Here is a 21,594-nt window from a genome sequence, read left to right on the forward strand (position 1 = left end):
GCTCCCTCCCCCGCTGGGCTTTGGTATCTACACATGTTGTGGTGCTTCAAATACGCCCTCACCCCAACCCTCTCCCGCAAGCGGGAGAGGGAGTAAGACCCGCGCTCCGGCTGCTTTGCGTGCACGCCAGAATCGCTTGCCGGCGACCGTACCTTACTCCCTCTCCCGCTTGCGGGAGAGGGTTGGGGTGAGGGGAGCGCCGGAAGTGGTCTTCGCGGTAGGTCGCCGCCAAAACTTGTGTAGATACCAAAGCCCAGCGGGGGGAGGAGCAAATTCGCAGCCACGCCCTTGAACGCACGCCCACCCACCACTCGCCGAGGGCTTGGGGCGCTGGGCCGAGGGCGCCTATGCGCAGGCGAGGAGCGCAGCGCACACAGGTTGCCGCGCGCAGCGCGGTCAAGTTCGCGTGTTTGAGCGCAGCGAGTTTGCGAACTTGCCTGTGTGTGCGAGCACCGCAGCGAACCCCGAAGGGGCTGCGCATCGGCGCCCTCGGCCCAGCGCCCCAAGCTCTCGGCGCGCCCACCAGGACACGCCAGAAACAATCCAGCAACCCGTCAACCCAGCTTCCGCTTCGCCAACAAGCGCGGCACCAGCAACACCAGCACCACCACCACCAGCAGCGTGGCCGACATCGGACGCTGCAGGAACACCATGAAGCTGCCTTCGCCGATGGACAGCGCGTTGCGCATCTGCGCCTCGGCCATGGGGCCGAGGATCAGACCGACGATCACCGGTGCGGTGGGGAAGTCGTAGCGGCGCATCACCACGCCGAGCAGCCCCAGCCCGACCATCAGGAACAGGTCGAACGCGCTCTGGCGCATGCCGTACACCCCCACCGTGGCGAAGATCAGGATGCCGGCGTAGAGCTGCGGGCGCGGAATCTTCAGCAGCTTCACCCACAGGCCCACTAGCGGCAGGTTGAGCACCAGCAGCATCACGTTGCCGATGTAAAGCGAGGCGATCAGCGCCCACACCAGCGCCGAGGAGGTCTGGAACAGCTGCGGGCCGGCGTTGATGCCGTAGTTCTGCAGCGCGCTCAGCAGAATGGCCGCCGTGACCGACGTGGGAATGCCCAGTGTGAGCAAGGGCACCAGCGTACCGGTGACGGCCGCGTTGTTCGCAGCTTCCGGGCCGGCCACACCTTCGATCGCACCCACGGTGCCGAAGTCCGCCTTGTGCTCGGGCGCGGCCAGTTTCCGTTCGGTGGCGTAACTCAGGAAGGTCGGAATCTCGGTGCCGCCGGCCGGAATGGTGCCGAAGGGAAAACCGATGGCGGTGCCGCGCAGCCAGGCTGGCCAGGACCGGCGCCATTCGCCACGGGTCATGTGCACCTTGTTCATCTTGTTCATGCTGGCTTCGCTGCGGCCTTCGTACAGCGCGTTGTAGAACGCCTCGGCCACCGCGAACAGGCCCACCGCCACCAGCACCACCTCGATGCCATCCATGAACTCCAGCACGCCGCCGGTGTAGCGCACGGTGGCGGTGATCTGGTCAATGCCGATGAGGCCCAGCGCGAGGCCGAAGAACAGCGCCGTCAAGCCGCGCAGCGTGCTCTGCCCCAGCACCGCGCTCACCGTGGTGAAGGCCAGCAGCATCAGGCAGAAATACTCGGGCGGGCCGAGCTTCACTGCGAACTCGGCCAGCATGGGCGCGAACAGCGTCACCAGAATGGTGGCGATGGTGCCGGCGAAGAAAGACCCGATGGCCGCGGTGGCCAGGGCCGCGCCCGCGCGCCCGCTCTTGGCCATCTTGAAGCCCTCGAGCGCGGTCACCATGGTGCCCGTCTCGCCCGGCGTGTTAAGCAGAATCGACGTGGTCGAGCCGCCGTACATCGCGCCGTAGTAGATGCCGGCGAAGAAGATCATCGACGCCGTGGGTTCCACCTGGCCGGTAATGGGCAGCAGCATGGCCACCGTCACGGCCGGGCCGAGCCCGGGCAGCACGCCGATGGCGGTGCCCAGCGCACAACCGGCAAAGGCCCACAGCAGGTTGATCGGGGTGCCGGCAGTGGCGAAGCCGGCGAGCAGTTGGTTGAGGGTGTCCATCATGGTGGTGCTGCCTTCGGGTTAGATCCAGCCACTGGCGGTCACACCGGGCAAGTTGACCGCCAACACCTTGGTGAAGAGCCAGAACACGGGCGCGGCGATCAACATGCCGGTGACTGCGTCCTTCAAGGTCTGCATGGCGTCGCCCGCGCGCCTGCCCTCGCTCATGCGCAGGCCGCGCACCGCGAGCACGAAGCACAGGGCGCAACTGAGGATGAAGCCAATGGTGGTGATCAAAGCCGCGTTGAGCAGCACCCCGGCCAACACCCAGGCCAGAGCCCGCCAGTCGCCACGCGCCGAGCCCGAGGGCTCCTCCATCTGGCGGTAGCCGCCGGTCAATACCTCGCGGATCAGCATCACGCCGCACACAGCGAGCGCAGCGCTGACCACCCAAGGCAGAAAGTTCGGCCCCACACCCGCGTAGCCCGCATCAGATGGAATGGCGGCCGCACCGAATGCCAGCACAGCCGCAACCAGAAGGGCTCCAACGCCCATGGCCAGCTGACCAGGGCGATGGAGATTCGCGGAACGCGAAGCATCGTTGTTCATTGCGTGAATCCTTGATAAGAGGGCATCGGACCGGCGGGCGTGTCTGCATCCAGGGGCATCGAGGGACGGCTCCGCCGGCCCAAGATGCCGTCCCCCCTCCAAGCGCCGAAGGCGCGCAAGAGAGGGGGGAAGCCGCGTCAGCGGCGCAGGGGGGAGCTACACCATGCCTGCCCTGATCATGGTTGCGCGCAACGAGGAGAAGTCCTTGTCAACGAATTCGTCAAAGGCCTTGCCGGTCAGCAGCGCGGGCGTCCAGTTGTTCTTCTCCACCGCCGCCGCCCACGACTTGCTCTTCGTGGCCTTGACCACCATGTCGGTCAGCGCATCGCGCTGCGCCTGCGTGATGCCGGCCGCGCCATACACGCCGCGCCAGTTGCCGATCTCCACGTCGATGCCCTGCTCCTTGAGCGTGGGCACGTTGATGCCCTTGACACGCTGCGCCGAGGTGACGGCGATCGCGCGCATCTTGCCGCTCTCGATGTACTGCTGGAACTCGCTGTAGCCGCTGCCGCCCACGGTGACGTTGCCGCCCAGAATGGCCGCCGTGGCCTCACCGCCGCCGCGGAAGGGCACATAGTTGATCTTGGAGGCCGGCACGCCCACCGCCTGCGCGATCTGCGCGGCGGCAATGTGCTCGGTGGAGCCGCGCGAACCGCCGCCCCACTTCACGCTGCCCGGGTCTTTCTTGAGCTGCTCCACCACGTCCTTCATGGTCTTCAAGGGCGAGTCGGCGGGCAGCACGAACACGTTGTACTCGGTGCTCAGGCGGGCGATCGGCGTGAGCTGCGTGATGGACACCGGCGGCTTGCCGGTGATGATGCCGCCCAGCATCACCGCGCCCATCACCATCAGCGAATTCGGGTCGCCCTTGTTGGCGTTGTAGAACTGCGCCAGGCCGATCGCGCCGGCCGCGCCGCCCTTGTTGTCGTAGGTCACCGAAGAGGCCACGCCCGCGTCGCGCATGGCGTCGCCCAGCGCGCGGCCCGTGCCGTCCCAGCCACCACCCGGATTGGCCGGGATCATCATCTTGATGTTGGCCGCCGCCCAGGCCGCGTTCGGCAAGGCGCCAGCAGCGGCCAACGCCGCCAGGGATTTGAGGAAGGTGTCGCGACGCATGGTTTGTCTCCTTGAATGGAAAAAATCGACCTGCCTATCTTCTGCCTGCTCGCTGTCAGTTGGCTGTCCGACTCATCGGTGAAAACCCTAGTCAGAGCGGCGCAGCCCACGTGGAAACCACAATCTCGCGGCCGTGGCGCGTGCCCATAATCGTCCGGCATGAAGCTGCTGCTGATCGAGGACAACGCCACCATGCAAGCCACGTTGCGGCGCAGCTTCGAGCGCCGTGGCATGCAGGTGCTCGGGTGCGAAGACGGCGCGCGTGCACTCGGCCTGTGGCAGGCCAGCCTGCCCGACGCGGTGCTGCTCGACCTCAGCCTGCCCGGCCAGGATGGCCTGGATGTGCTGCGCCAGGCGCGCTCGGCCGGCCTGCGCACACCGGTCATCGTGCTCACGGCGCGCGGCACCGTGGGCGACCGCATCCTGGGCCTGAACAGCGGAGCCGACGACTACATGGCCAAGCCCTTCGATCTCGACGAACTCGAAGCGCGCGTGCGCGCCCTGGTGCGCCGCTCGGGCAATACGAGCGACCTGCCGCCCGGCACCAGCGCCGCCTGGAGCGGCATGCACGTGGACCGCGACAACGGTGCGGTGTACTTCCAAGGCGAGCCGATGGAACTCGCGCCGCGCGAACTCGCCCTGCTGCAGGCGCTGCTGGGCAAACCGGGCCACGCGATCGCCAAGGAACGCCTGTTCGAACTGGTGTTCCCCGGCCAGACGCAGGTGCAGCCCGAAGCGATCGAGGTGGTGGCCTACCGCCTGCGCAAGAAGATCGCGCACACCGGTGCGCAACTGGTCACGCTGCGCGGTCTGGGCTATTTGCTGAAGGCCTCGGCTTGAACCGCCCGCGCCCGCTCTCGCTGCGCCGCACGTTGCTGCTGGGCATTCTGCTGCCGGTGCTCGCCTTCATCGTGGTCAACACCGTGGTGCTCTACCGCCAGGCGCTCGCCGCCGCCGACACGGCCTACGACCGCACCTTGCTGGCCACGGCCAAGTCGCTTGGCGAGCAGCTCAGCGTGAGTGGCACGGGGGACAACGTGCGCATCGAGTCCGCCCTGCTCTACTCGGCGCTTGAAGCGTTTGAAGCCGACAACCGCAGCCGCATCTTCTACCGCGTCAGCGGCCTCAAGGGGGAGATGGTGTCGGGCTTCGAGGACATGCCGCCTTGGCGCACCGACATTGCGCAGAAGAACCTGTACGCCGCGCTGGTGAACTTCTACGACGACGAATACCGGGGCGTTCCGGTGCGCATGGCGGTGTTGCTGCAGCCGGTCTCGGGCGTCTATGAACAGGGCATGGCCACCATCCAGGTGGCCGAGACGCTGGAACTGCGCGAAACCCTGGCGCGGCAGATCCTGATCGACACGCTGTGGCGCCAGGCGGCGCTGGTGATCGTGGTCGCGCTGGTGGTGGTGCTGGTGGTGCAGCGCGCCACACGCCCGGTGCGCGCGGTCAGCCACGCCCTGGCCATGCGCAGCGAGAACGATCTGTCGCCCCTGTCCACCGATGGCGCGCCGCGCGAACTGCTGCCGCTGCTGGACGCAACCAACCAGCACATGCACCGCCTGCAACACCTGCTCGAACACCAGAAGCGCTTCGTGCGCGACACCTCGCACCAACTGCGCACGCCGCTGGCGGTGCTCAAGACCCAGGTGCAGTCCGCCCAGCGCGGCGACCTGCCGCCCTTGCAGGCGCTGGACGAGATTGGCCACACGGTCGAGCGCGCCACCGAACTGGCCAACCAGATGCTCGCGCTGGCCAAGGTGGAGCAACTGCGCCAGGAGATGGCTGTGTCGGTCATCGACTGGTCGGGCGTGCTGCGCGCGGTCGCCCTGGACCTCTCGGCCCTCATCGCCGATCGCTCGCTCGACTTCGCCATCGACACCCAGACCACGCCGGTGCGTGCGCACGAATGGGCGCTGCGCGAACTCAGCCGCAATCTCCTGCACAACGCCATCAAGAACACCCCGCGGGGCTCGGCGCTGTCGGTGTCGCTGGTGGCCGACGGGCACAACGCCGTGCTCACCGTGCGCGACAGCGGCCCCGGCATCTCCGCCGCGCTGCGCGAACGCTTGTTCCAACCCTTTGCCACCGAGCAGAACCAGGCGCCAAGCCTCAGCGGTTCGGGCCTGGGCCTGGCGATATGCCGCGAGATCGTGGCATCGCTGCAGGGCGAGATCGCGCTGGAGAACCGCACGCTCCAGGGGCGGGTCGTCGGGCTGGACGCCATCGTGCGCCTGCCGCTGGCATCATCGGCGCAGGCATGAGCGCCGCACGGCCGTTCCGAAGGCTCACCAGTGACCACATCCACCCTCCACGACACCAAGGTCCGCCTGGACAAATGGCTATGGGCCGCGCGCTTCTACAAGACGCGCGGCCTGAGCACCGAAGCGATCGACAAGGGCCACGTGCGCCTCAACGGCCTGCCGGTGAAGCCGTCGCGCGAGGTGAAGATCGGCGACACGCTGGAGCTGCGCATGGCCCAGCAACCACCGCGCACCGTGGTGGTTCGTGGCCTGAGCGGGGTGCGCGGCCCGGCCCCCGTGGCCGCGCTGCTCTACGAGGAAACGGCGGCGTCCATCAACCAGCGGCAAGCCGCCGCCGAACAGCGCCGGCTCGCTCCCGAGCCCGCGCACACGCAGCCCATGGGCCGGCCTACCAAGCGCGACCGGCGCCACCTCGACGACCTGCGCGAGGCGCCACCCCGCGACGGGTGGAACGACCGCTGGAGCGCATCGCTCGGCGACGAAGACTGAGACCGACGGCGATCCGTTCGCGCAAAACCAGCCTTGACACAAAATTTAGATCGATCCAAATTCGCGTCACTTTCAAAAAGGTACACGATGAAACTCGGAGGGGAGGTGGCAATGCCTGCCGGTTTGCGCGAGGAAGCTCCGGTTCTCACCCCGTTCGGGCCGCCGAACCGAACAGGGAGAAAGCCGCATACCCAAGCTCAATCGCGCTTTCAGCGCGTTCAGATCTGGCGGCTGAGAAACCACAGAAGATTCAACAGACCGTGTCTGTTGAATTCCCTGAAACGACTCGAAAAAGCTGCGGCACGAGGGTGTACGTAGTCGGACTCCACGCCCTTGACGTGGGGGACTGCATGCGTCAGCGGCCAGTGAAGGCCGGCTTGGCGCGGGCGAAGAAGGCGTCGACACCAATGCCGAAGTCCGCGCTGGCGGCGCACACCTGGAAGCCCTGGGCTTCGCGATCGAGCTGCGTGGCGAGGTCGTGGTCCAGGCTGCTGCGCATGAGCCGGCGCAGTTGCCCCAGCGCCACGGTGGTGCCGGCGGCCAGGCGCTGCGCCAGCGCCATGGCTTCGGCGGGGAGCGCGTCCGCCGGCACCACGCGGTTGACCAAGCCCATCTGCTCGGCCGAGACCGCGTCCACGGTGTCGCCCAACAACGCAATTTCCAGGGCGCGGCGCAAGCCGACACGCCGCGGCAGCGCCCAGGAGGCACCCACGTCGCAACTCGTGCCGATGTTCACATAGGCCAGGTTGAAGCGCGTGCCTTCGGCCGCGATCACGAAGTCGGCCTGCAGCATCAGGCTCAGGCCCGCGCCGGCGGCCACGAAACCCTTGCCTTCGCCGCGCAGCAGGACGGCGCGCACCCCGCGGTCGGCCGCGATCTCGCGGACCGCAGCCAGAAAGCCCTGTGCCATGGTCACGTCGATGGCGTTGAGCGCCTGCGGCCGGTTGAACGTGATCGTGGCGACCGCGCCCTCGCGGCCCCCATACGCACTCGAACCCAACCGTCGGTTATCGATGTGTGATCAGGCGAAATCCAGCAAGGGTTTTCGCCTTCATTGTCGCCTTGCAGAGGCGAAGAGGCCGCACCTGCTCCAAGCGAGGCACTACAAGCCGCTAACCCTTGCGCAAACCCAGCCACATCACGGTAGCCACCACCACCAACCCACCGACCACTTGCACCGGTGCGATCGCCTGACCCAGAACGGCCCAGGCCAGCACGAGCGCGAAGATCGGCTCGACGTTCATGATCGCGGAATTGCCCACCACGCCGAGTTTGGGCAGCACGGTGAACATGATGGTGAAGGCCGTGCCGTAGAGAAAGGTGAGCCCAGCCAGGCCCCACCAGCCGATCGGTGCCGTCGGCAACGCCAGACCGCCTTGTGCCGTGGCGGCGGTCAGCGCCATCACCGCGACGATGCCCATGGTGCAAGCCGTGCGCAGCCGGCCGTCGAGGTCGCCGGTCTCGTGCTGTGTGAGCACCAGCGCCAGACCGAAGGTGGCTGCGGCAGCCAGGGCAAACGCCACGCCCACACCGATGCGCGCCCAGTGCCCGGAAGCGCCCAAGCCAGACGCTGCGCCCGACACGTCGAGCGCCAGCGCCAGGCCCACCAACATGACCGGCATGGCGCGCAGCACGCTCGGCTGTGGCCGCTGCCGGTACACGACGCGCGCCCACAGTGCCGTCCACAGCGGGTAGGTGTTGAAAGCGAGCAGCGCCAGCGCCACGGGCAGACGCGCCACCGACGCGTACAGGCACAAGCTCTGCACACCCACCAGCAAGCCGATGCCCAGCAACGCCTTGCGGTGCCGGTGTTGCAAGCGCAGGGGCACGCGATAAGCACCGAGCAGAATCGCCACCACGATCGCCGTGACGCCACTGCGAAACGCCACCGCGGTGGTCACGCTCACTCCGTTGTCGAATGCCAGCCGCGCGGCCACGTGGTTGGCGCCCATCATGAAGGCGACCAGCAGCAGTGTGGCAAAGGCAGCGCGGCTCAGGGCGGCGGGCGAGGACGGTGTCGTCATTAGCGCAATTGCTGCCCGAACAGGTAGGTCATGTTCACGCGGCGCCCCTCGTAGCGGTCCACGAAACGAACCGTGTCGGTCTCGTGCAGCAGGGCCGAGTTGAACAGCACCGCGCGGTTGCAACGGTGCGGCACCGTCACGCACCGGGCACCGTGGCGCTGCAGGAAGTCGTAGATCAGCACGCTGTCCGCGTTGTATTGCTCGAAACTCCACTCGGCCGGTGCGGGCACGTCGTACACCTTGAGACCGCCGCTGTCTGGATCCAGGTTGTGCGCATCCGGTGCGATCCAGAAGTTCAGATTCACCTTGGCGAAATCGGCGTGCACATTGATGCCTTTGGTGGTCGAAGGCTCGTACTTGAAACCCCAGAGCTGCGTGAGCCTGTAGTCCTTGAACACGCGCGGCATGCGCTGCCGGAGTTCGCGTGCCAGCTGCAGGTGCAGTGGGCTGCTGAAGCCGCGGTTGGCGAACGCACCCAGGTAGTTGCGGGCGTACTCGCCATGCCACACCCGCGAGGCATGGGCGAAGGCCTGGAAAGCCTGCAGCGCGGGTTCGCTCAGGAAGCGGTCGATGGTCAGGATCTCGGGCGTGCCCGCCAGGTACCGATCTTCCAGCGCCCGCCAGTCGTTGTCGGGGTGAAGCACGTGCGGCAACGACGCGGGCATGGGCAGCAGCCAAGGCGCGCTCAGGAACGGCTGCATGCGGGCCAGCTCGGCGCCCGACACGCGCAGCGCGCCGGCAGCGCCCTGTTCCAGTGCCGTCTGCAACAGCGCCGGACCGGTGTCCAGGAAGGCATCGAGTCCGGGCACCTCGTGACCGTGCTCGCGCAGCCACTGGGCCTGCTGCACATCGTGCTTGAAGCGGGACAGGCCCAGCGCCAGGCCGGCCTGCTTCAGCGCGGGCGCCTGGTAGGTGGCCCGAAGGTAAGCCGTCAGGCTGGCCTGCCCTGCTCCGATCACGCGCGGCGTTTGCGCCACTTCGTCGCTGAGCACCGTGGCGGCCAGGCCGGTGTGCGCCGACAGCAACTCCGGCGCCAGCGCCAACGCCTTCTCGTAGCTGCCCACCGCGTCGGCCGTGCGATCCAGCATCTTGAGCGCGCCACCCCGCTCCACCCAGGCCGGTGCGTGACGGGGATGGGCCTGGGTGGCGTGGTCTGCATGGCGCAAGGCCTCGTCGTAGCGCGCCAGTTCGCGCAACACATTGGCCAGATTGCTCAACACCACCGGGTTGTCGGGTGCGGCGGCCAGCGCCTGCTGGTAGCTGTCCAGCGCTTCGGCGGACCTGCCGAGCTGCTGCAGCACGTTGCCCCGGTTGGTGAGCAGCGCCACGTGTCGCGGATGGAATTCCAATGCCGCGTCGAACACCTCGATTGCCTGCGGCAGTTGCTGCAGACGCTTGTGCAACAGCCCCAGGTTGACCGCGACATCGGCATCACCCGGCTTGAGCGCCAGCGCGCGGCCATAGGCCTGCAACGCCTCGGCATCGCGCTCCAACTGCTGCAGGGTGTATGCGAGGTTGTTCCACGCGTCGGCGTTCTGGGGATCGATCTGCGTTGCGCGCGCGAAATGGCCGGCGGCCTGGTCGGTGCGCTGCGCCTGGGTCTCCAGCATGCCCAGGTGATGGAGCACGGCAAACTCGGCGGGGAACTGCTGGAGCAGGCTTTCGTACAACGCGCGGGCTTCGTCAAGCTGGCCATGCGAATGGAAGTGCACCGCCAGCTGCATTTGCTGGGCAGGCGCGAGACGTGAGGCAGACATGGAGACGGGCTTGCAAAAAATGGTGACAGCGGCGCGTCACTGTCGCAGAAACAAAAAGCCCCACTGCTTGTGGGCAGTGGGGCTTTTGGGTCATATGCCGGCGGGTAAGCCTGGCAAAGATTTGGCGGAGTGAGAGGGATTCGAACCCTCGATGAGGCTCTACACCCCATACTCCCTTAGCAGGGGAGCACCTTCGGCCACTCGGTCATCACTCCGGAAGCTGCGTATTATGCCTTAACTCAAGAGGCATCCGAGCGCTGCGGCACTCAGTTCGTGAGGCTGTCGGCGGCCTGGTCCAGGTCGAATTCGCGGTGCAGCGAACGCACGGCGAGCTCCATGTACTTCTCGTCGATCACCACCGAGGTCTTGATCTCGGAAGTGGAGATCATCTGGATGTTGATGCCCTCCACGCTCAGGCACTTGAACATGCGGCTGGCCACACCCACGTGGCTGCGCATGCCGATGCCGACGATGCTCACCTTGCAGATGCGCGCATCGCTCACCACTTCGGCAGCGCCCAGTACGGGCACGACCTTGGCCTTGAGCAGATCAAGCGTCTTCTGGTGGTCGTTGCGGTGCACCGTGAAACTGAAGTCGGTCAGGCCGCCCTTGCTCAGGTTCTGGATGATCACGTCCACCTCGATGTTGGCATCGGCCACAGCGCCCAGGATCTGATAGGCGATGCCAGGCGTGTCGGGCACGCCGAGCACCGAAATCTTGGCTTCGTCGCGGTTGAAGGCAATGCCGGAAACGACGGCTTGTTCCATGTCTTCGTCTTCCTCAAAAGTGATCAGGGTGCCGGAGGCGGCTTCTTCATTCAGGTCGATGTCCCAGGGCGTGAAGCTGGAGAGCACGCGCAGGGGCACCTTGTACTTGCCGGCGAATTCGACCGAGCGGATCTGCAGCACCTTGCTGCCCATGCTGGCCATCTCCAGCATCTCCTCGAAGCTCACGCGGTGGAGTCGGCGGGCTTCGGGCACCACGCGCGGGTCGGTGGTGTAGACGCCATCGACATCGGTATAGATCAGGCACTCCGCCGCCTTGAGCGCCGCGGCCACGGCCACGGCCGAGGTGTCGCTGCCACCACGGCCCAGGGTGGTGATGTTGCCCTGCGGATCCACACCCTGGAAGCCGGTGACGATGACCACCTTGCCCGCGCCCAGATCGGCGCGCACGCGCACATCGTCGATCGACTCGATGCGCGCCTTGGTGTAGGAATTGTTGGTCTTGATGGGCACCTGCCAGCCGGCGTAGCTCACCGAGCCAATGCCTTCGGCCTGCAAGGCAATGGCCAGCAGTGCGGACGAAGCCTGCTCGCCGGTGGCCGCCAGCATGTCGAGCTCGCGGTTGTAGGCGCTGTCGGTCTTGCTGGGCGCCAGTTCCTTGGCCAGGCCGAGCAGGCGGTTGGTTTCGCCGCTCATGGCGCTGGGCACGACCACGAGCTGGTGGCCCGCGCGGTGCCACTTGGCCACGCGCTTGGCCACATTGCGGATGCGCTCGGTCGACCCCATGGAGGTGCCGCCGTACTTGTGAACTATCAAAGCCATCGGGAGGGATTGGATTGGGTTGATCGCGGCCGCGCAGCGGGCTGTCTGCACGGCATGCCAGGGCTGCTAAGCCCCCTCTGGGCAACCTAGGATTATATGGGTGGTGCGAAGTGCAGCCGGGAACCCTCCCGGGTAACGAAACCATGGGCCACCTTGAGATGGATGCGGTGACCGCGCGTGGTGCAGGCGGCGATCTGGTCGAGCAGCTCTTCGAGCTGCGCGGCGCTGGCCGCCACATTCGCTTGCGTGCGCAGCCAGTGGCGCACGGCGTTGCCCTGCCGGTCGCGCGAGAGCGACTGCAAGGCGCGGATCTCCGGTGGCATGCCGACCTGGGCGAGATCGATGGCCGCCAGCTCGTCGAGCAGCCGCTGCGCCTGCGCGGCGTGGGCAGCGCTGCGTGCCAGCATGGGGCGAAAGCCCGGGAAGCAGGCCTCCCAGGCGGGCATCAGCACGGCGCGGATGCGGTTGCGCGTGTAGCGCCGATCGGCATTGCTCGGATCGTCCACGAAGGCATGGCCGGCCGCTGCCAGCCAGTCGCGCAAGGCGGCGGACGGCAAGCCCAGGATGGGCCGGCCAAACACCTGGCCATGCCGCTCGAACCGCTCGCCCATCGCTGCCAGGCCCGGCAACCCTGCACCGCGGCTGAGCGCGAGCAGCACGGTTTCGGCCTGGTCGTCGGCGTGCTGGCCCAACAAGACGCAGCCCACGCCGGCCTGCCCTGCCATGCGCGCCAACGCAGCGTAGCGGGCCTGGCGCGCCGCGTCTTCGGGACTCTCGCCCACCGCATGCGCGGCCTGCACCCGCTCCGTGAGAAAGGCGATGCCATGTCGCGCACAGAACGCCTGGGCATGGGCTTCGAAAGCATCGGCGGCGGCCTGCAGGCCATGGTGCACGTGCAGTGCCGTCACTTGGCCCGGCCAGCGCTGCTGCGCGGCGAGCAACAGCGCGGTGGAGTCGGCACCCCCGCTGTAGGCAACGGCGACAGGTGCTGCCGCAGGTTCTGATCGCCAGCGGCCACACCACGCAGCCAACGCCTGCTCGCAGGGATTGGCCGGGGTTGGGGAGGCGTTCACCTCACAACCACGCTGCTCAGCGCTTGTCCTTGCTGTCGGCCTTGGTGTCGGTGAAGCGGCCGTAGCTGTTCAAACGCGCGTAGCGCCGGTCGACCAGTTCCTTCACCTTGAGATCGGCCACCTGGCGCCAGGCATCGTTCAGGGCGCGCTTGAGGAAAGCGGCCATCTGCTTGTGGTCCCGGTGCGCGCCACCCACGGGCTCGTTGACGATCTTGTCGACCAGGCCCAGCGCCTTGAGGCGGTGCGCGGTAATGCCCAGTTCCTCGGCCGCCTCGCTCGCGCGGTCGCTGGTTTTCCAGAGGATCGACGCACAGCCTTCGGGGCTGATGACCGAGTACACCGAGTACTGCAACATGAGCACTTGGTCGGCCACCGAGATCGCCAGGGCGCCGCCAGAACCACCCTCACCGATGATGGTGGTGATGATGGGCACTTCCAGCTGCGCCATCTCGAAGATGTTGCGGCCGATGGCCTCGGACTGGCCGCGCTCTTCGGCATCGATGCCGGGATAGGCGCCCGGCGTGTCCACAAACGTGAAGACCGGCAGTTTGAACTTCTCGGCCAGCTTCATCAGGCGCAAGGCCTTGCGATAGCCCTCGGGCTTGGTCATGCCGAAGTTGCGCAGGCCGCGCTCGCGCGTGTCGCGCCCCTTCTGCTGCCCGAGCACCATGCAGGGCTGGCCGTTGAAGCGCGCCAAGCCACCCACGATGCTCAGGTCGTCGGCGAAATGGCGGTCGCCGTGCAGTTCCACGAAGTGCGTGAAGATCTCGCGCACATAGTCCAGCGTGTAGGGCCGGTCGGTGTGGCGCGCGATCTTGGTAATCTGCCAGGGGGTGAGGCTGCTGTAGATGTCCTTGGTCAGTTGCAGGCTCTTGCCTGCCAACTGCTCGATCTCTTCGGAGATGTCGACGGCGGACTCGGTCTGCACGTAGCGCAGTTCTTCGATCTTGGTTTCGAGTTCGGCAATGGGTTGCTCGAAGTCGAGAAAATTCTTCTTGGCCAAGGTGGGCTCCTTTGGTCTTGTTTGCACGACGCGCCGGTGAAAACCGGTGCGCTCAGTAACTCACCGGCAGCGGGTCGAGCGATCGCCAAATATACCAAGTCGCCACGCTGCAGAAAGGCGCCCAGGTCGTGGCGACCTCGCGGATTTCGCTGCGGCTCACCGGCTCGCCCGAAAAATAGGCTTGGCTGATGCCATTCTGAAGACCAAGGTCGTCCAGCGGTAATACGTTGGGCCGCATCAGATGGAAGATCAGGAACATTTCGGCCGTCCATCGGCCAATGCCGCGGATCGCCACCAGCTCACCAATGATGGCTTCGTCGTCCATTTCCGACCAGGCACTCACGTGCACCTGTTCGTTGGCGAAGTGCAGCGCGAGATCGACGAGGTACTCGACCTTGCGGGCCGACAAGCCGGCCGCGCGCATGTCGTCCACCTTGAGCTTGAGCACGTGCGCAGGCGTGAGCTTTCGGGGCAACGCCTCGAAGCGGTCCCACACCGATTGCGCGGCCTTGACCGAAATCTGCTGCCCGACAATGCTGCGCGCCAAGGTGACGAAGGCGTCGCCACGCGATTGCAGGCAGGCGCTGCCGTACTGCGGGATGAGCTTCTTCATCACGCGGTCGCGCTTCATGAGATGGCGGCATGCGTCGACCCAGTACGCGGGCGCGTCCGGGCTGAGATCGGGGAGGATGGAGCTGGCCATCAGTGGCGCTCCCAGGTCGTGCCGGTGGGGCTGTCCTTGAGCACGATGCCCTGCTCGGCCAGTTCTTTGCGGATGCGGTCGGCCTCGGCGAAATTCTTCGCCTGCTTGGCGGCATTGCGCTGGGCGATCAGGGCCTCGATGTCAGCGCCCTCCTCTTGGCTCGCCTCTCCTTGCAGATAGGTCTGCGGGTCGGCCTGCAAGAGGCCGAGCGTGCCGCCCAGCGCACGCAGCAAACCGGCCGTGGCCGCATCCTTGCTGCGGTTGACCTCGCCCGCCAACTCGAACAGCACCGCCACCGCCTCGGGCGTGCCGAAGTCTTCGTCCATCGCGGCGCGAAACTTCTGCGCGTGCGGTTGGTGCCAGTCGATCGCCGCGACCGATGCCGCCGGCACCAGCGAGAGCGCGGTGTACAGGCGCCTGAGGGCCCCGCGCGCATCGTCCAGGTGCGCATCGCTGTAATTGAGCGCGCTGCGGTAGTGGGCACGCAGGATGAAGAAGCGCACGGTCTCCGGGTCGTACTTCGCCAGCACGTCGCGGATGGTGAAGAAGTTGCCCAGGCTCTTGGACATCTTCTCGTTGTCCACGCGCACGAAGCCGTTGTGCACCCAGAAGCGCGCCAGCGGCTTGCCGCTCGCACCCTCGCTCTGCGCGATCTCGTTCTCGTGGTGCGGGAACTGCAGGTCGGCACCGCCGCCGTGGATGTCGAAGGTCTCACCCAGTGTGCTGCAGCTCATGGCCGAGCATTCGATGTGCCAGCCCGGGCGGCCCGGACCGAACGCACTGGCCCATTGGGCTTCTTCGGGCTCGTCGGGTTTGGCCGACTTCCAGAGCACGAAGTCCAGCGGATCGTTCTTGTCGCCGGCCACGGCCACGCGCTCGCCAGCGCGCAGGTCGTCGAGCGATTTTCCGGACAGCTTGCCGTAACCCTCGAACTTGCGCACGGCGAAGTTCACGTCGCCGCTGTCGGCCTGATAGGCCAGGCCCTTCTTCTGCAGCGTCTCGATCAAGGACAACATCTGCGGCACGTACTCGGTGGCGCGCGGCTCCAGCGTGGGGGGCTCGATGCCGAGCGCGCCGATGTCCTGGTGCATCGCGGCCGTCATTTCGTCGGTCAACGCACGCAGCGTGATGCCGCGCTCCAGCGCGCGCTTGATGATCTTGTCGTCGATGTCGGTGATGTTGCGCACATAGGTCACGCGGTAGCCGCTGACCTTGAGCCAACGTTGCACGACATCGAAGGCCATCATCATGCGGGCGTGGCCGATGTGGCAGAGGTCGTAGATCGTCATGCCGCAGACGTACATGCGGACATGGCCGGGCTCCAGGGGTTGGAAGACCTCCAACCGGCGCGACAAGGTGTTGTGGATTTTCAAGGTCATGGAGCGGCGGGCACGGAATTCAGAGGGGCTTTCGGAGGCAGCAAACCGGCGTCAACAAACCGCCAATGACACCCTGTGCGCAGAGGGTCCTGCGGGTGTTCCCTACGGTCTGTCGTGGCCGTTGGAACGGGACCCCTCAGATACAATCCGCCAGTATATCCAGCCCGAGGGCGCGGCTCAGCCGGTCTTCGGTCACCCGATCAACGCACCACTGGCGCCATCTTCAGTTCCACAAGATGCCCAGGCTCGCTTCCGAGGTCCCATGCCCCAAGCCGTGAATCCACAAGCCAGCCTCCACCGCCCCGCCCGCTCTGCCCCCTTGTCTCGACAGGCCCATCGCCTGGCCCTGGCCATCATGGTGGCGCTGGGTCTGTGCGGCACGCTTGCGTGGGCTCAAGGCGACGAGTACGCCGAGGTCAACCGGCTGGTGCGGGCAGGCCAACTCAGCGATGCCTTGGCGAAGGCCGATCAGCACCTGAGCAGCAAGCCGCGTGATCCGCAAATGCGCTTCCTCAAGGGTGTGATCCAGACCGAAAGCGGCAAGTCTTCCGACGCGATCACCACCTTCACCAAGCTCACCGAGGACTATCCCGAGCTGCCCGAGCCCTACAACAACCTGGCCGTGCTCTATGCGGGGCAAAGCCAGTTCGACAAGGCGCGTGCCGCGCTCGAAATGGCGATCCGCACCAACCCGAGCTATGCCACCGCCCACGAAAACCTGGGCGACGTGTATGCCAAGCTGGCCAGCCAGGCCTACAGCAAGGCCTTGCAGCTCGACGCAGGCAACGCAGGGGTGCCACCCAAGCTCAGCCTGATCCGCAGCCTGTTCGCGCCGGACACGCGTGGAGCGCGACCTGCAGCCGCCGCTGTGGCAGCCAACACCGCCACTCCGAGCGCGCCGGCGGCCGCACCCGCGGCGAGCAAGCCGGCTGCGGCCCCTGTCGCACCGGCGTCCCCGGCACCGGCCACCGACGCCACGGCACAGAACGACGTGGAAGCCGCGGTCACTGCCTGGGCCAAGGCGTGGTCCTCCAGGAACATGTCCGCCTATCTGGGTGCTTACGGCCCCACCTTCACACCGCCGGGTGGTCAGGCCCGCTCGGCCTGGGAAGCCGAACGGCGCTCGCGCATCGAACCGCGCTCGCGCATCGGCGTGGACGTCAGCGAGCTGAGCGTCACCACCAACGGCGACAAGGCCACCGCGCGCTTTCGCCAGGCCTACACCTCCGACACCCTGAACGTCACCAGCCGCAAGACGCTGGACCTGGTGCGCAGCGGCAACCGTTGGCTGATCGTTCGGGAATCGACGGGTTCTTGATGGCAGGTCGGCGGTTCGCTCAGCGGGGCCACGCCAGCCTCTCGACCGAGTTCCCCGGCATGGCAGCGGGCTTGGGTCGCCGCACAGTGCCTCGGCCACGGATCTTCGTCGCGGTGGCAGCGTTGGCGCTGGCGGCTTTGGTGGTGGTGTCACTGCGGCATGGCGCGCGCGAACAGCGCGACACCCTCACGGGCACGACCACGACGTCAGCCCCCACCACGCTGATCGCCAGCGCGATGGCCCGTGTGCAGGAGGCAAGCCGCAGTATCGGCAGCCTGTCCACGCCTGCATCGGGCCTGACGCCCGTGCACCTCACCTCGGACCAGTTGGAGGCATCGCGCCATCGAATGGGACAGGCCGAAGCGCGCCTGATCGAGATCTACCAACTCATCGGGCAAGCCCGGCACCGAGAGGCGCTCCAGCAAGCCGAAGCCTTGGTGCAGGCGCACCCCAATTTTCAGCTGGCGCACCTCGTGCTCGGCGATCTGCTGAGTCTGCAAACCCGGCCGCTGCGCCAATGGGGCGATGTGCCCGACACCACGGCAATGGCAGCCGCTGCGCAACTGGACGCCTTGCGCGAAGAGTCGCGCCGCCGGTTGCAAGCGCTCACCGAACGACCACCCGAAGGCAGCGTCCCCCAGCAGTTCCTCACGCTCTCGTCCCAGAGTCGCCACGCCATTGCCATCGACGCATCCCGCTCCCGGCTGTACCTGTTCGAGAACCTGAACCCGGAACGTGGCGCCAACGGTGCCGACCGTGCGCCCAAGCTCAAGCTGCTGGCCGACTTCTACATTTCGGTGGGGCTGTCGGGCATCGAGAAGAACGTCGAAGGCGACAAGCGAACACCGCTGGGCGTCTACTACATCACCAGCAACCTCAACCCGGCCGATCTGCCCGATCTCTACGGGGTGGGCGCACTGCCCATCAACTACCCCAATCCGCTCGACGTGCAGCGCGGGAAAACCGGCAGCGGCATCTGGCTGCATGGCACGCCGAGCGACCAGTTCGTGCGCGCGCCGCAAGCGTCGGATGGCTGTGTGGTGCTGTCCAATCCCGACCTCGAACGTGTGTTGGCCACGGTGCGCATCCGCACCACGCCGGTGGTGATCGCGTCCTCGCTCCAGTGGGTGCAGCCCGAGGCGCTGACGGCCGATCGCGAACAATTCGAATCCGTGCTCGAAGACTGGCGCCGCGCACGTGGCGATGGCGATCTGTCCGGGCTCAAGCGTTTCTACTCCAGCCGCTTCGCCCACCAGGGCCGCAGCCTGGACCAATGGTGGCCGAAAATCGAAGACGAACTTCGCGCCAACAAGGCCCGTGGACTGCACATCAAGGACCTGTCCGTCTTGCGCTGGCAAGACCAGGACGACACCCTGGTCGTGACCTTTGGCGAAGTCGCCGCGGGCCAGAGCCGTGGCGTCACCAAACGCCAGTACTGGGTTCGCGAGCAGGACCGCTGGTCGATCTTTTTTGAAGGAACCATCTGATGACACCGCTTGCCTTCCTCTCGCGCCGCCGTGCCGTGGCCCTTTGCCTGGCCGTCGCTGCCAGCGCCGCCCTGCTGCCCCTGGGCGCCCACGCACAAAGCGCCGCACCACGCGTGAAACTCACGACGTCGGCCGGCGACATCGTGGTCGAGGTCTATCCCGACAAGGCCCCGAAAACGGTTGAAAACTTTCTGCAATACGTGAAGGACAAACACTACGAAGGCACGGTGTTCCACCGCGTCATCAGCGACTTCATGGTGCAAGGCGGCGGCTTCACCGCCGACCTCAAACAGAAGCCCACACGCGCACCGATTCCCCTGGAAGCCAACAACGGCCTGAAAAACGACCGTGGCGCCATCGCCATGGCCCGCACCTCGAACCCGCACTCGGCCACGTCGCAGTTCTTCATCAACACCGTGAACAACGACAACCTGAACGCGCCCAAGCCCGATGGCCATGGCTACACCGTGTTCGGCAAGGTTGTCGCCGGACTGGACGTGCTCGACAAGATCCGCGCCGTGCCCGTGGGCGACCAAGGCATGCACCAGAACGTCCCCAAGACCCCCATCACCATCCTCAAAGCCACCCTGGAGAAATGAACATGGCCAACCCCAAAGTCGAACTGCACATCACCGATCACGGTGTGATCACCCTGGAACTCGACGCCGAGAAAGCGCCGCTGTCCACCAACAACTTCCTCGCCTACGTCAACAAGGGCCATTACAACAACACCGTGTTCCACCGCGTCATCCCGGGCTTCATGGTGCAAGGTGGCGGCTTCGAGCCGGGCATGACGCAAAAGCCCACGGACGCACCGATCAACAACGAGGCCAACAACGGTCTGAAGAACGACACCTACACCGTGGCCATGGCGCGCACCAGCGACCCGCACTCGGCCACCGCGCAGTTCTTCATCAACGTCTCCAACAACGGTTTCCTCAACCACACCGCGCCCAGCGCACAAGGCTGGGGCTACGCCGTCTTCGGCAAGGTGGTCTCGGGTGCCGAGATCGTGAAGGCGATCGAAGGTCTGCCCACCGGCCGCAAGGGCTTCCACGACGACGTGCCCAAGAACGACGTCGTGATCGAAAAAGCCGTCGCGCTGTAATGGCCGGGGCGGCACCGCCCCGGCTCGCCATGACCACAGCCCACACAGACCGCTTCGCCGACCTCATCGCTCCCGCGGGTTGGCAAGCGGTCGATTTCATGTCCGACCTGCATCTGCAGTCGGGCGAACCCGAGACCTTCGACACCTGGACGCGCTATCTGCGCAGCCCGGCGTCGCAGCGCGGCGATGCGCTGTTCATCCTGGGCGACCTGTTCGAGGTATGGATCGGCGACGATGTGCTGAGCGCCCACGCCACCACATCGGCAGAACCCCTTTTCTGGCGCGCCTGCGCCGCCGAGCTGCACGCATTCAGCGCCCATACGCCGGTGTACTTCCTGCACGGCAACCGCGACTTCCTGCTCGGCCCCGCAGCGCTCAATGCCTGTGGCATGCACGGACTGAGCGACCCCACGGTGCTGGCTTTTCTCGGACAGCGCTGGCTGCTCAGCCACGGTGACGAACTCTGCCTGGCCGACACCGACTACATGCGTTTTCGCGCCCAGGTGCGCACACCCGAATGGCAGCGCTCCTTCCTGGCACAGCCCCTGGCACGGCGCGAAGGCATCGCACGCGACATGCGCACGCAAAGCGAAGCGCGCAAACGCAGTACCGGCCACGATCCGAACCTGTGGGCCGATGTCGATACCGCCGCCGCACGTGACTGGTTGCAGCGCGCCGACGCGCACACCCTGATCCACGGCCACACGCACCGACCGGCGACCCACGCACTCGGCGAGGGTGGACTGCAGCGCGTGGTGCTCAGCGACTGGGACCTGCGCGCCGCCCCACCCCGGGCCGAGGTGCTGCGCCTCGATGCCCAAGGCCTTCGGCGCCTGCCGCTGGCCTCAGAACCCACCCCATGATCGATTGGCTTCAACGCTGGCTGCCCCGTTCGCTGCGCCGCCCCCCATCCATTCCCGACGCGCTGTGGCTCGACACACTCGCGAACCATCCGTTTCTGCGGGCCCTCGATGCGCCCGCCCTGCAGCGTCTGCGTGCGCTGTGCACCCACTTCCTCATGGAGAAGGAGTTCCATGGCGCCAACGGCCTGGTGGTGACCGACCGCATGGCCCTGGCCATTGCCGCCCAGGCCTGCCGGCCCCTGCTGTTCATGCGCGGGGTGTGGGGCGGTCCCACGAAAGACCCGCTGAAGCTGCTGGACTGGTACGGCGACTTCGTCGGCATCGTGGTGCAACCCGGCGCCGTGGTGGCGCGGCGCAAGACCATGGACCGCGCGGGCGTGGTGCACCACTACGACGAAGTGCTCGCTGGCGAAGCCATGGACGGTGGCCCCCTCATGCTGAGCTGGGAAGACGTGGAACATGCCGCAGACCGCGCGCCGCAAGGACACAACGTCGTGATCCACGAATTCGTGCACAAGCTCGACATGCACGACATGCAGGTCGGCGATGCACCCGATGGCGCACCGCCCTTGCCGTCGGGCTTCATGGGCACGCGCAGCGCCGTGGCGGCACGCGACCTCTGGCAACGGACCATGCAGGCCAACTACGACCGCTTCTGCGAAGCGGTGGCGATGGCAGAGCGTTTTGGCGGCGAGGCTCCCTGGCTCGACGACTACGCGGCCAAGGACGCGGCCGAGTTCTTTGCGGTGACCTGCGAGGCCTACTTCGTCAACCGGCCCCGGTTCGAAGCCGAGTTTCCCGAACTCGTGCCTCTGTACGACGGCTTCTTCGATCCTGACCGCGCCAGGCCCTGAGGCCCTGATGAA

General features: G+C 66.5%; 20 protein-coding genes and 1 tRNA gene. 9 read left to right on the plus strand and 12 right to left on the minus strand.

The genetic code is table 11. The annotated features are described in order from the left end of the window. Nucleotides 1–554: 554 nt before the first annotated feature. The 3 genes from F9K07_RS18820 to F9K07_RS18830 all read right to left on the minus strand — a co-directional run bounded on the left by F9K07_RS18820 (nt 555) and on the right by F9K07_RS18830 (nt 3,710). Nucleotides 555–2,045 (minus strand): tripartite tricarboxylate transporter permease, encoded by a 1,491-nt coding sequence (locus F9K07_RS18820; protein WP_159597002.1) that lies wholly within the window; start codon nt 2,043–2,045, stop codon nt 555–557. Nucleotides 2,046–2,066: 21 nt separating this feature from the next. Then, nucleotides 2,067–2,594 (minus strand): tripartite tricarboxylate transporter TctB family protein, encoded by a 528-nt coding sequence (locus tag F9K07_RS18825; protein ID WP_159594881.1) that lies wholly within the window; start codon nt 2,592–2,594, stop codon nt 2,067–2,069. A 156-nt stretch (nt 2,595–2,750) separates the two neighbouring features. After that, complete coding sequence (locus F9K07_RS18830) at nt 2,751–3,710, minus strand: Bug family tripartite tricarboxylate transporter substrate binding protein (protein ID WP_159594882.1); 960 nt, start codon at nt 3,708–3,710, stop codon at nt 2,751–2,753. 159 nt (nt 3,711–3,869) lie between these two features. Between F9K07_RS18830 and F9K07_RS18835 the strand changes: the two genes are divergently transcribed. From F9K07_RS18835 to F9K07_RS18845, 3 genes are read left to right on the plus strand one after another with little or no spacing between them, the layout of a single operon-like run. After that, nucleotides 3,870–4,550: a response regulator transcription factor gene (locus tag F9K07_RS18835; protein WP_159594883.1), complete on the plus strand. Its 681-nt coding sequence runs from the start codon at nt 3,870–3,872 to the stop codon at nt 4,548–4,550. Further along, the gene (locus tag F9K07_RS18840; protein WP_159594884.1) at nt 4,547–5,977 is read left to right on the plus strand and encodes a sensor histidine kinase; all 1,431 of its coding nucleotides are present in this window, start codon (nt 4,547–4,549) and stop codon (nt 5,975–5,977) included. The genes F9K07_RS18835 and F9K07_RS18840 overlap by 4 nt, the downstream gene beginning before the upstream one ends. A gap of 30 nt (nt 5,978–6,007) precedes the next feature. Next, the gene (locus F9K07_RS18845; RefSeq protein ID WP_159594885.1) at nt 6,008–6,466 is read left to right on the plus strand and encodes an RNA-binding S4 domain-containing protein; all 459 of its coding nucleotides are present in this window, start codon (nt 6,008–6,010) and stop codon (nt 6,464–6,466) included. 355 nt (nt 6,467–6,821) lie between these two features. On the opposite strand, the gene F9K07_RS18850 is transcribed toward F9K07_RS18845, so the two are convergent. The 9 genes from F9K07_RS18850 to cysS all read right to left on the minus strand — a co-directional run bounded on the left by F9K07_RS18850 (nt 6,822) and on the right by cysS (nt 15,952). Next, complete coding sequence (locus F9K07_RS18850) at nt 6,822–7,466, minus strand: enoyl-CoA hydratase/isomerase family protein (RefSeq protein WP_159594886.1); 645 nt, start codon at nt 7,464–7,466, stop codon at nt 6,822–6,824. Nucleotides 7,467–7,578: 112 nt separating this feature from the next. Beyond that, nucleotides 7,579–8,490: a DMT family transporter gene (locus tag F9K07_RS18855; RefSeq protein ID WP_159594887.1), complete on the minus strand. Its 912-nt coding sequence runs from the start codon at nt 8,488–8,490 to the stop codon at nt 7,579–7,581. Further along, a complete protein-coding gene (locus tag F9K07_RS18860; RefSeq protein ID WP_159594888.1) occupies nt 8,490–10,247 on the minus strand; it encodes a tetratricopeptide repeat protein in 1,758 nt (585 codons plus the stop codon). The genes F9K07_RS18855 and F9K07_RS18860 overlap by 1 nt, the downstream gene beginning before the upstream one ends. Nucleotides 10,248–10,369: 122 nt before the next feature. Next, nucleotides 10,370–10,462: transfer RNA gene (locus F9K07_RS18865), tRNA-Ser, on the minus strand. A 51-nt stretch (nt 10,463–10,513) separates the two neighbouring features. Then, entirely contained in the window at nt 10,514–11,794 is a 1,281-nt protein-coding gene (locus F9K07_RS18870) for an aspartate kinase (RefSeq protein ID WP_159594889.1), read from the minus strand. A gap of 92 nt (nt 11,795–11,886) precedes the next feature. Beyond that, nucleotides 11,887–12,867, minus strand: coding sequence for a tRNA lysidine(34) synthetase TilS (gene tilS, locus F9K07_RS18875; RefSeq protein ID WP_159594890.1), 981 nt, complete (start codon nt 12,865–12,867; stop codon nt 11,887–11,889). A gap of 16 nt (nt 12,868–12,883) precedes the next feature. Further along, nucleotides 12,884–13,870, minus strand: coding sequence for an acetyl-CoA carboxylase carboxyltransferase subunit alpha (locus F9K07_RS18880; protein WP_159594891.1), 987 nt, complete (start codon nt 13,868–13,870; stop codon nt 12,884–12,886). Between the two features lie 52 nt (nt 13,871–13,922). After that, nucleotides 13,923–14,573: a DNA-3-methyladenine glycosylase family protein gene (locus F9K07_RS18885; protein ID WP_159594892.1), complete on the minus strand. Its 651-nt coding sequence runs from the start codon at nt 14,571–14,573 to the stop codon at nt 13,923–13,925. Further along, a complete protein-coding gene (gene cysS, locus F9K07_RS18890) occupies nt 14,573–15,952 on the minus strand; it encodes a cysteine--tRNA ligase (RefSeq protein WP_159594893.1) in 1,380 nt (459 codons plus the stop codon). Before cysS ends, F9K07_RS18885 begins: the two co-directional genes overlap by 1 nt. A gap of 355 nt (nt 15,953–16,307) precedes the next feature. Between cysS and F9K07_RS18895 the strand changes: the two genes are divergently transcribed. From F9K07_RS18895 to F9K07_RS18920, 6 genes are read left to right on the plus strand one after another with little or no spacing between them, the layout of a single operon-like run. Then, complete coding sequence (locus tag F9K07_RS18895) at nt 16,308–17,270, plus strand: nuclear transport factor 2 family protein (protein WP_201451590.1); 963 nt, start codon at nt 16,308–16,310, stop codon at nt 17,268–17,270. A 59-nt stretch (nt 17,271–17,329) separates the two neighbouring features. Continuing rightward, nucleotides 17,330–18,757, plus strand: a complete 1,428-nt coding sequence (locus tag F9K07_RS18900; RefSeq protein WP_236581328.1) for a L,D-transpeptidase family protein — start codon at nt 17,330–17,332, stop codon at nt 18,755–18,757. Continuing rightward, nucleotides 18,757–19,356 (plus strand): peptidylprolyl isomerase, encoded by a 600-nt coding sequence (locus tag F9K07_RS18905; RefSeq protein WP_159594895.1) that lies wholly within the window; start codon nt 18,757–18,759, stop codon nt 19,354–19,356. The genes F9K07_RS18900 and F9K07_RS18905 overlap by 1 nt, the downstream gene beginning before the upstream one ends. Nucleotides 19,357–19,358: 2 nt before the next feature. Beyond that, nucleotides 19,359–19,865 (plus strand): peptidylprolyl isomerase, encoded by a 507-nt coding sequence (locus tag F9K07_RS18910; protein ID WP_159594896.1) that lies wholly within the window; start codon nt 19,359–19,361, stop codon nt 19,863–19,865. Between the two features lie 29 nt (nt 19,866–19,894). Next, on the plus strand, nt 19,895–20,728 hold the full coding sequence (locus F9K07_RS18915) for a UDP-2,3-diacylglucosamine diphosphatase (protein WP_159594897.1): 834 nt from the start codon (nt 19,895–19,897) through the stop codon (nt 20,726–20,728). Then, on the plus strand, nt 20,725–21,582 hold the full coding sequence (locus F9K07_RS18920; RefSeq protein WP_159594898.1) for a zinc-dependent peptidase: 858 nt from the start codon (nt 20,725–20,727) through the stop codon (nt 21,580–21,582). The genes F9K07_RS18915 and F9K07_RS18920 overlap by 4 nt, the downstream gene beginning before the upstream one ends. Nucleotides 21,583–21,594: the final 12 nt, after the last annotated feature.

It is taken from the genome of Hydrogenophaga sp. BPS33 (assembly GCF_009859475.1).
Classification (GTDB): domain Bacteria; phylum Pseudomonadota; class Gammaproteobacteria; order Burkholderiales; family Burkholderiaceae_C; genus Hydrogenophaga.

Bases quoted from the DNA above. Each gene is read 5' to 3' on its own strand.
- F9K07_RS18825 (WP_159594881.1), bottom strand. From the start codon at position 2,594: ATGAACAACGATGCTTCGCGTTCCGCGAATCTCCATCGCCCTGGTCAG.
- F9K07_RS18860 (WP_159594888.1), bottom strand. From the start codon at position 10,247: ATGTCTGCCTCACGTCTCGCGCCTGCCCAGCAAATGCAGCTGGCGGTG.
- F9K07_RS18920 (WP_159594898.1), top strand. From the start codon at position 20,725: ATGATCGATTGGCTTCAACGCTGGCTGCCCCGTTCGCTGCGCCGCCCC.
- F9K07_RS18910 (WP_159594896.1), top strand. From the start codon at position 19,359: ATGGCCAACCCCAAAGTCGAACTGCACATCACCGATCACGGTGTGATC.
- F9K07_RS18830 (WP_159594882.1), bottom strand. From the start codon at position 3,710: ATGCGTCGCGACACCTTCCTCAAATCCCTGGCGGCGTTGGCCGCTGCT.
- F9K07_RS18900 (WP_236581328.1), top strand. From the start codon at position 17,330: ATGGCAGCGGGCTTGGGTCGCCGCACAGTGCCTCGGCCACGGATCTTC.
- F9K07_RS18885 (WP_159594892.1), bottom strand. From the start codon at position 14,573: ATGGCCAGCTCCATCCTCCCCGATCTCAGCCCGGACGCGCCCGCGTAC.
- F9K07_RS18905 (WP_159594895.1), top strand. From the start codon at position 18,757: ATGACACCGCTTGCCTTCCTCTCGCGCCGCCGTGCCGTGGCCCTTTGC.
- F9K07_RS18915 (WP_159594897.1), top strand. From the start codon at position 19,895: ATGACCACAGCCCACACAGACCGCTTCGCCGACCTCATCGCTCCCGCG.
- F9K07_RS18895 (WP_201451590.1), top strand. From the start codon at position 16,308: ATGGTGGCGCTGGGTCTGTGCGGCACGCTTGCGTGGGCTCAAGGCGAC.
- F9K07_RS18820 (WP_159597002.1), bottom strand. From the start codon at position 2,045: ATGGACACCCTCAACCAACTGCTCGCCGGCTTCGCCACTGCCGGCACC.
- F9K07_RS18835 (WP_159594883.1), top strand. From the start codon at position 3,870: ATGAAGCTGCTGCTGATCGAGGACAACGCCACCATGCAAGCCACGTTG.
- F9K07_RS18855 (WP_159594887.1), bottom strand. From the start codon at position 8,490: ATGACGACACCGTCCTCGCCCGCCGCCCTGAGCCGCGCTGCCTTTGCC.
- F9K07_RS18870 (WP_159594889.1), bottom strand. From the start codon at position 11,794: ATGGCTTTGATAGTTCACAAGTACGGCGGCACCTCCATGGGGTCGACC.
- cysS (WP_159594893.1), bottom strand. From the start codon at position 15,952: ATGACCTTGAAAATCCACAACACCTTGTCGCGCCGGTTGGAGGTCTTC.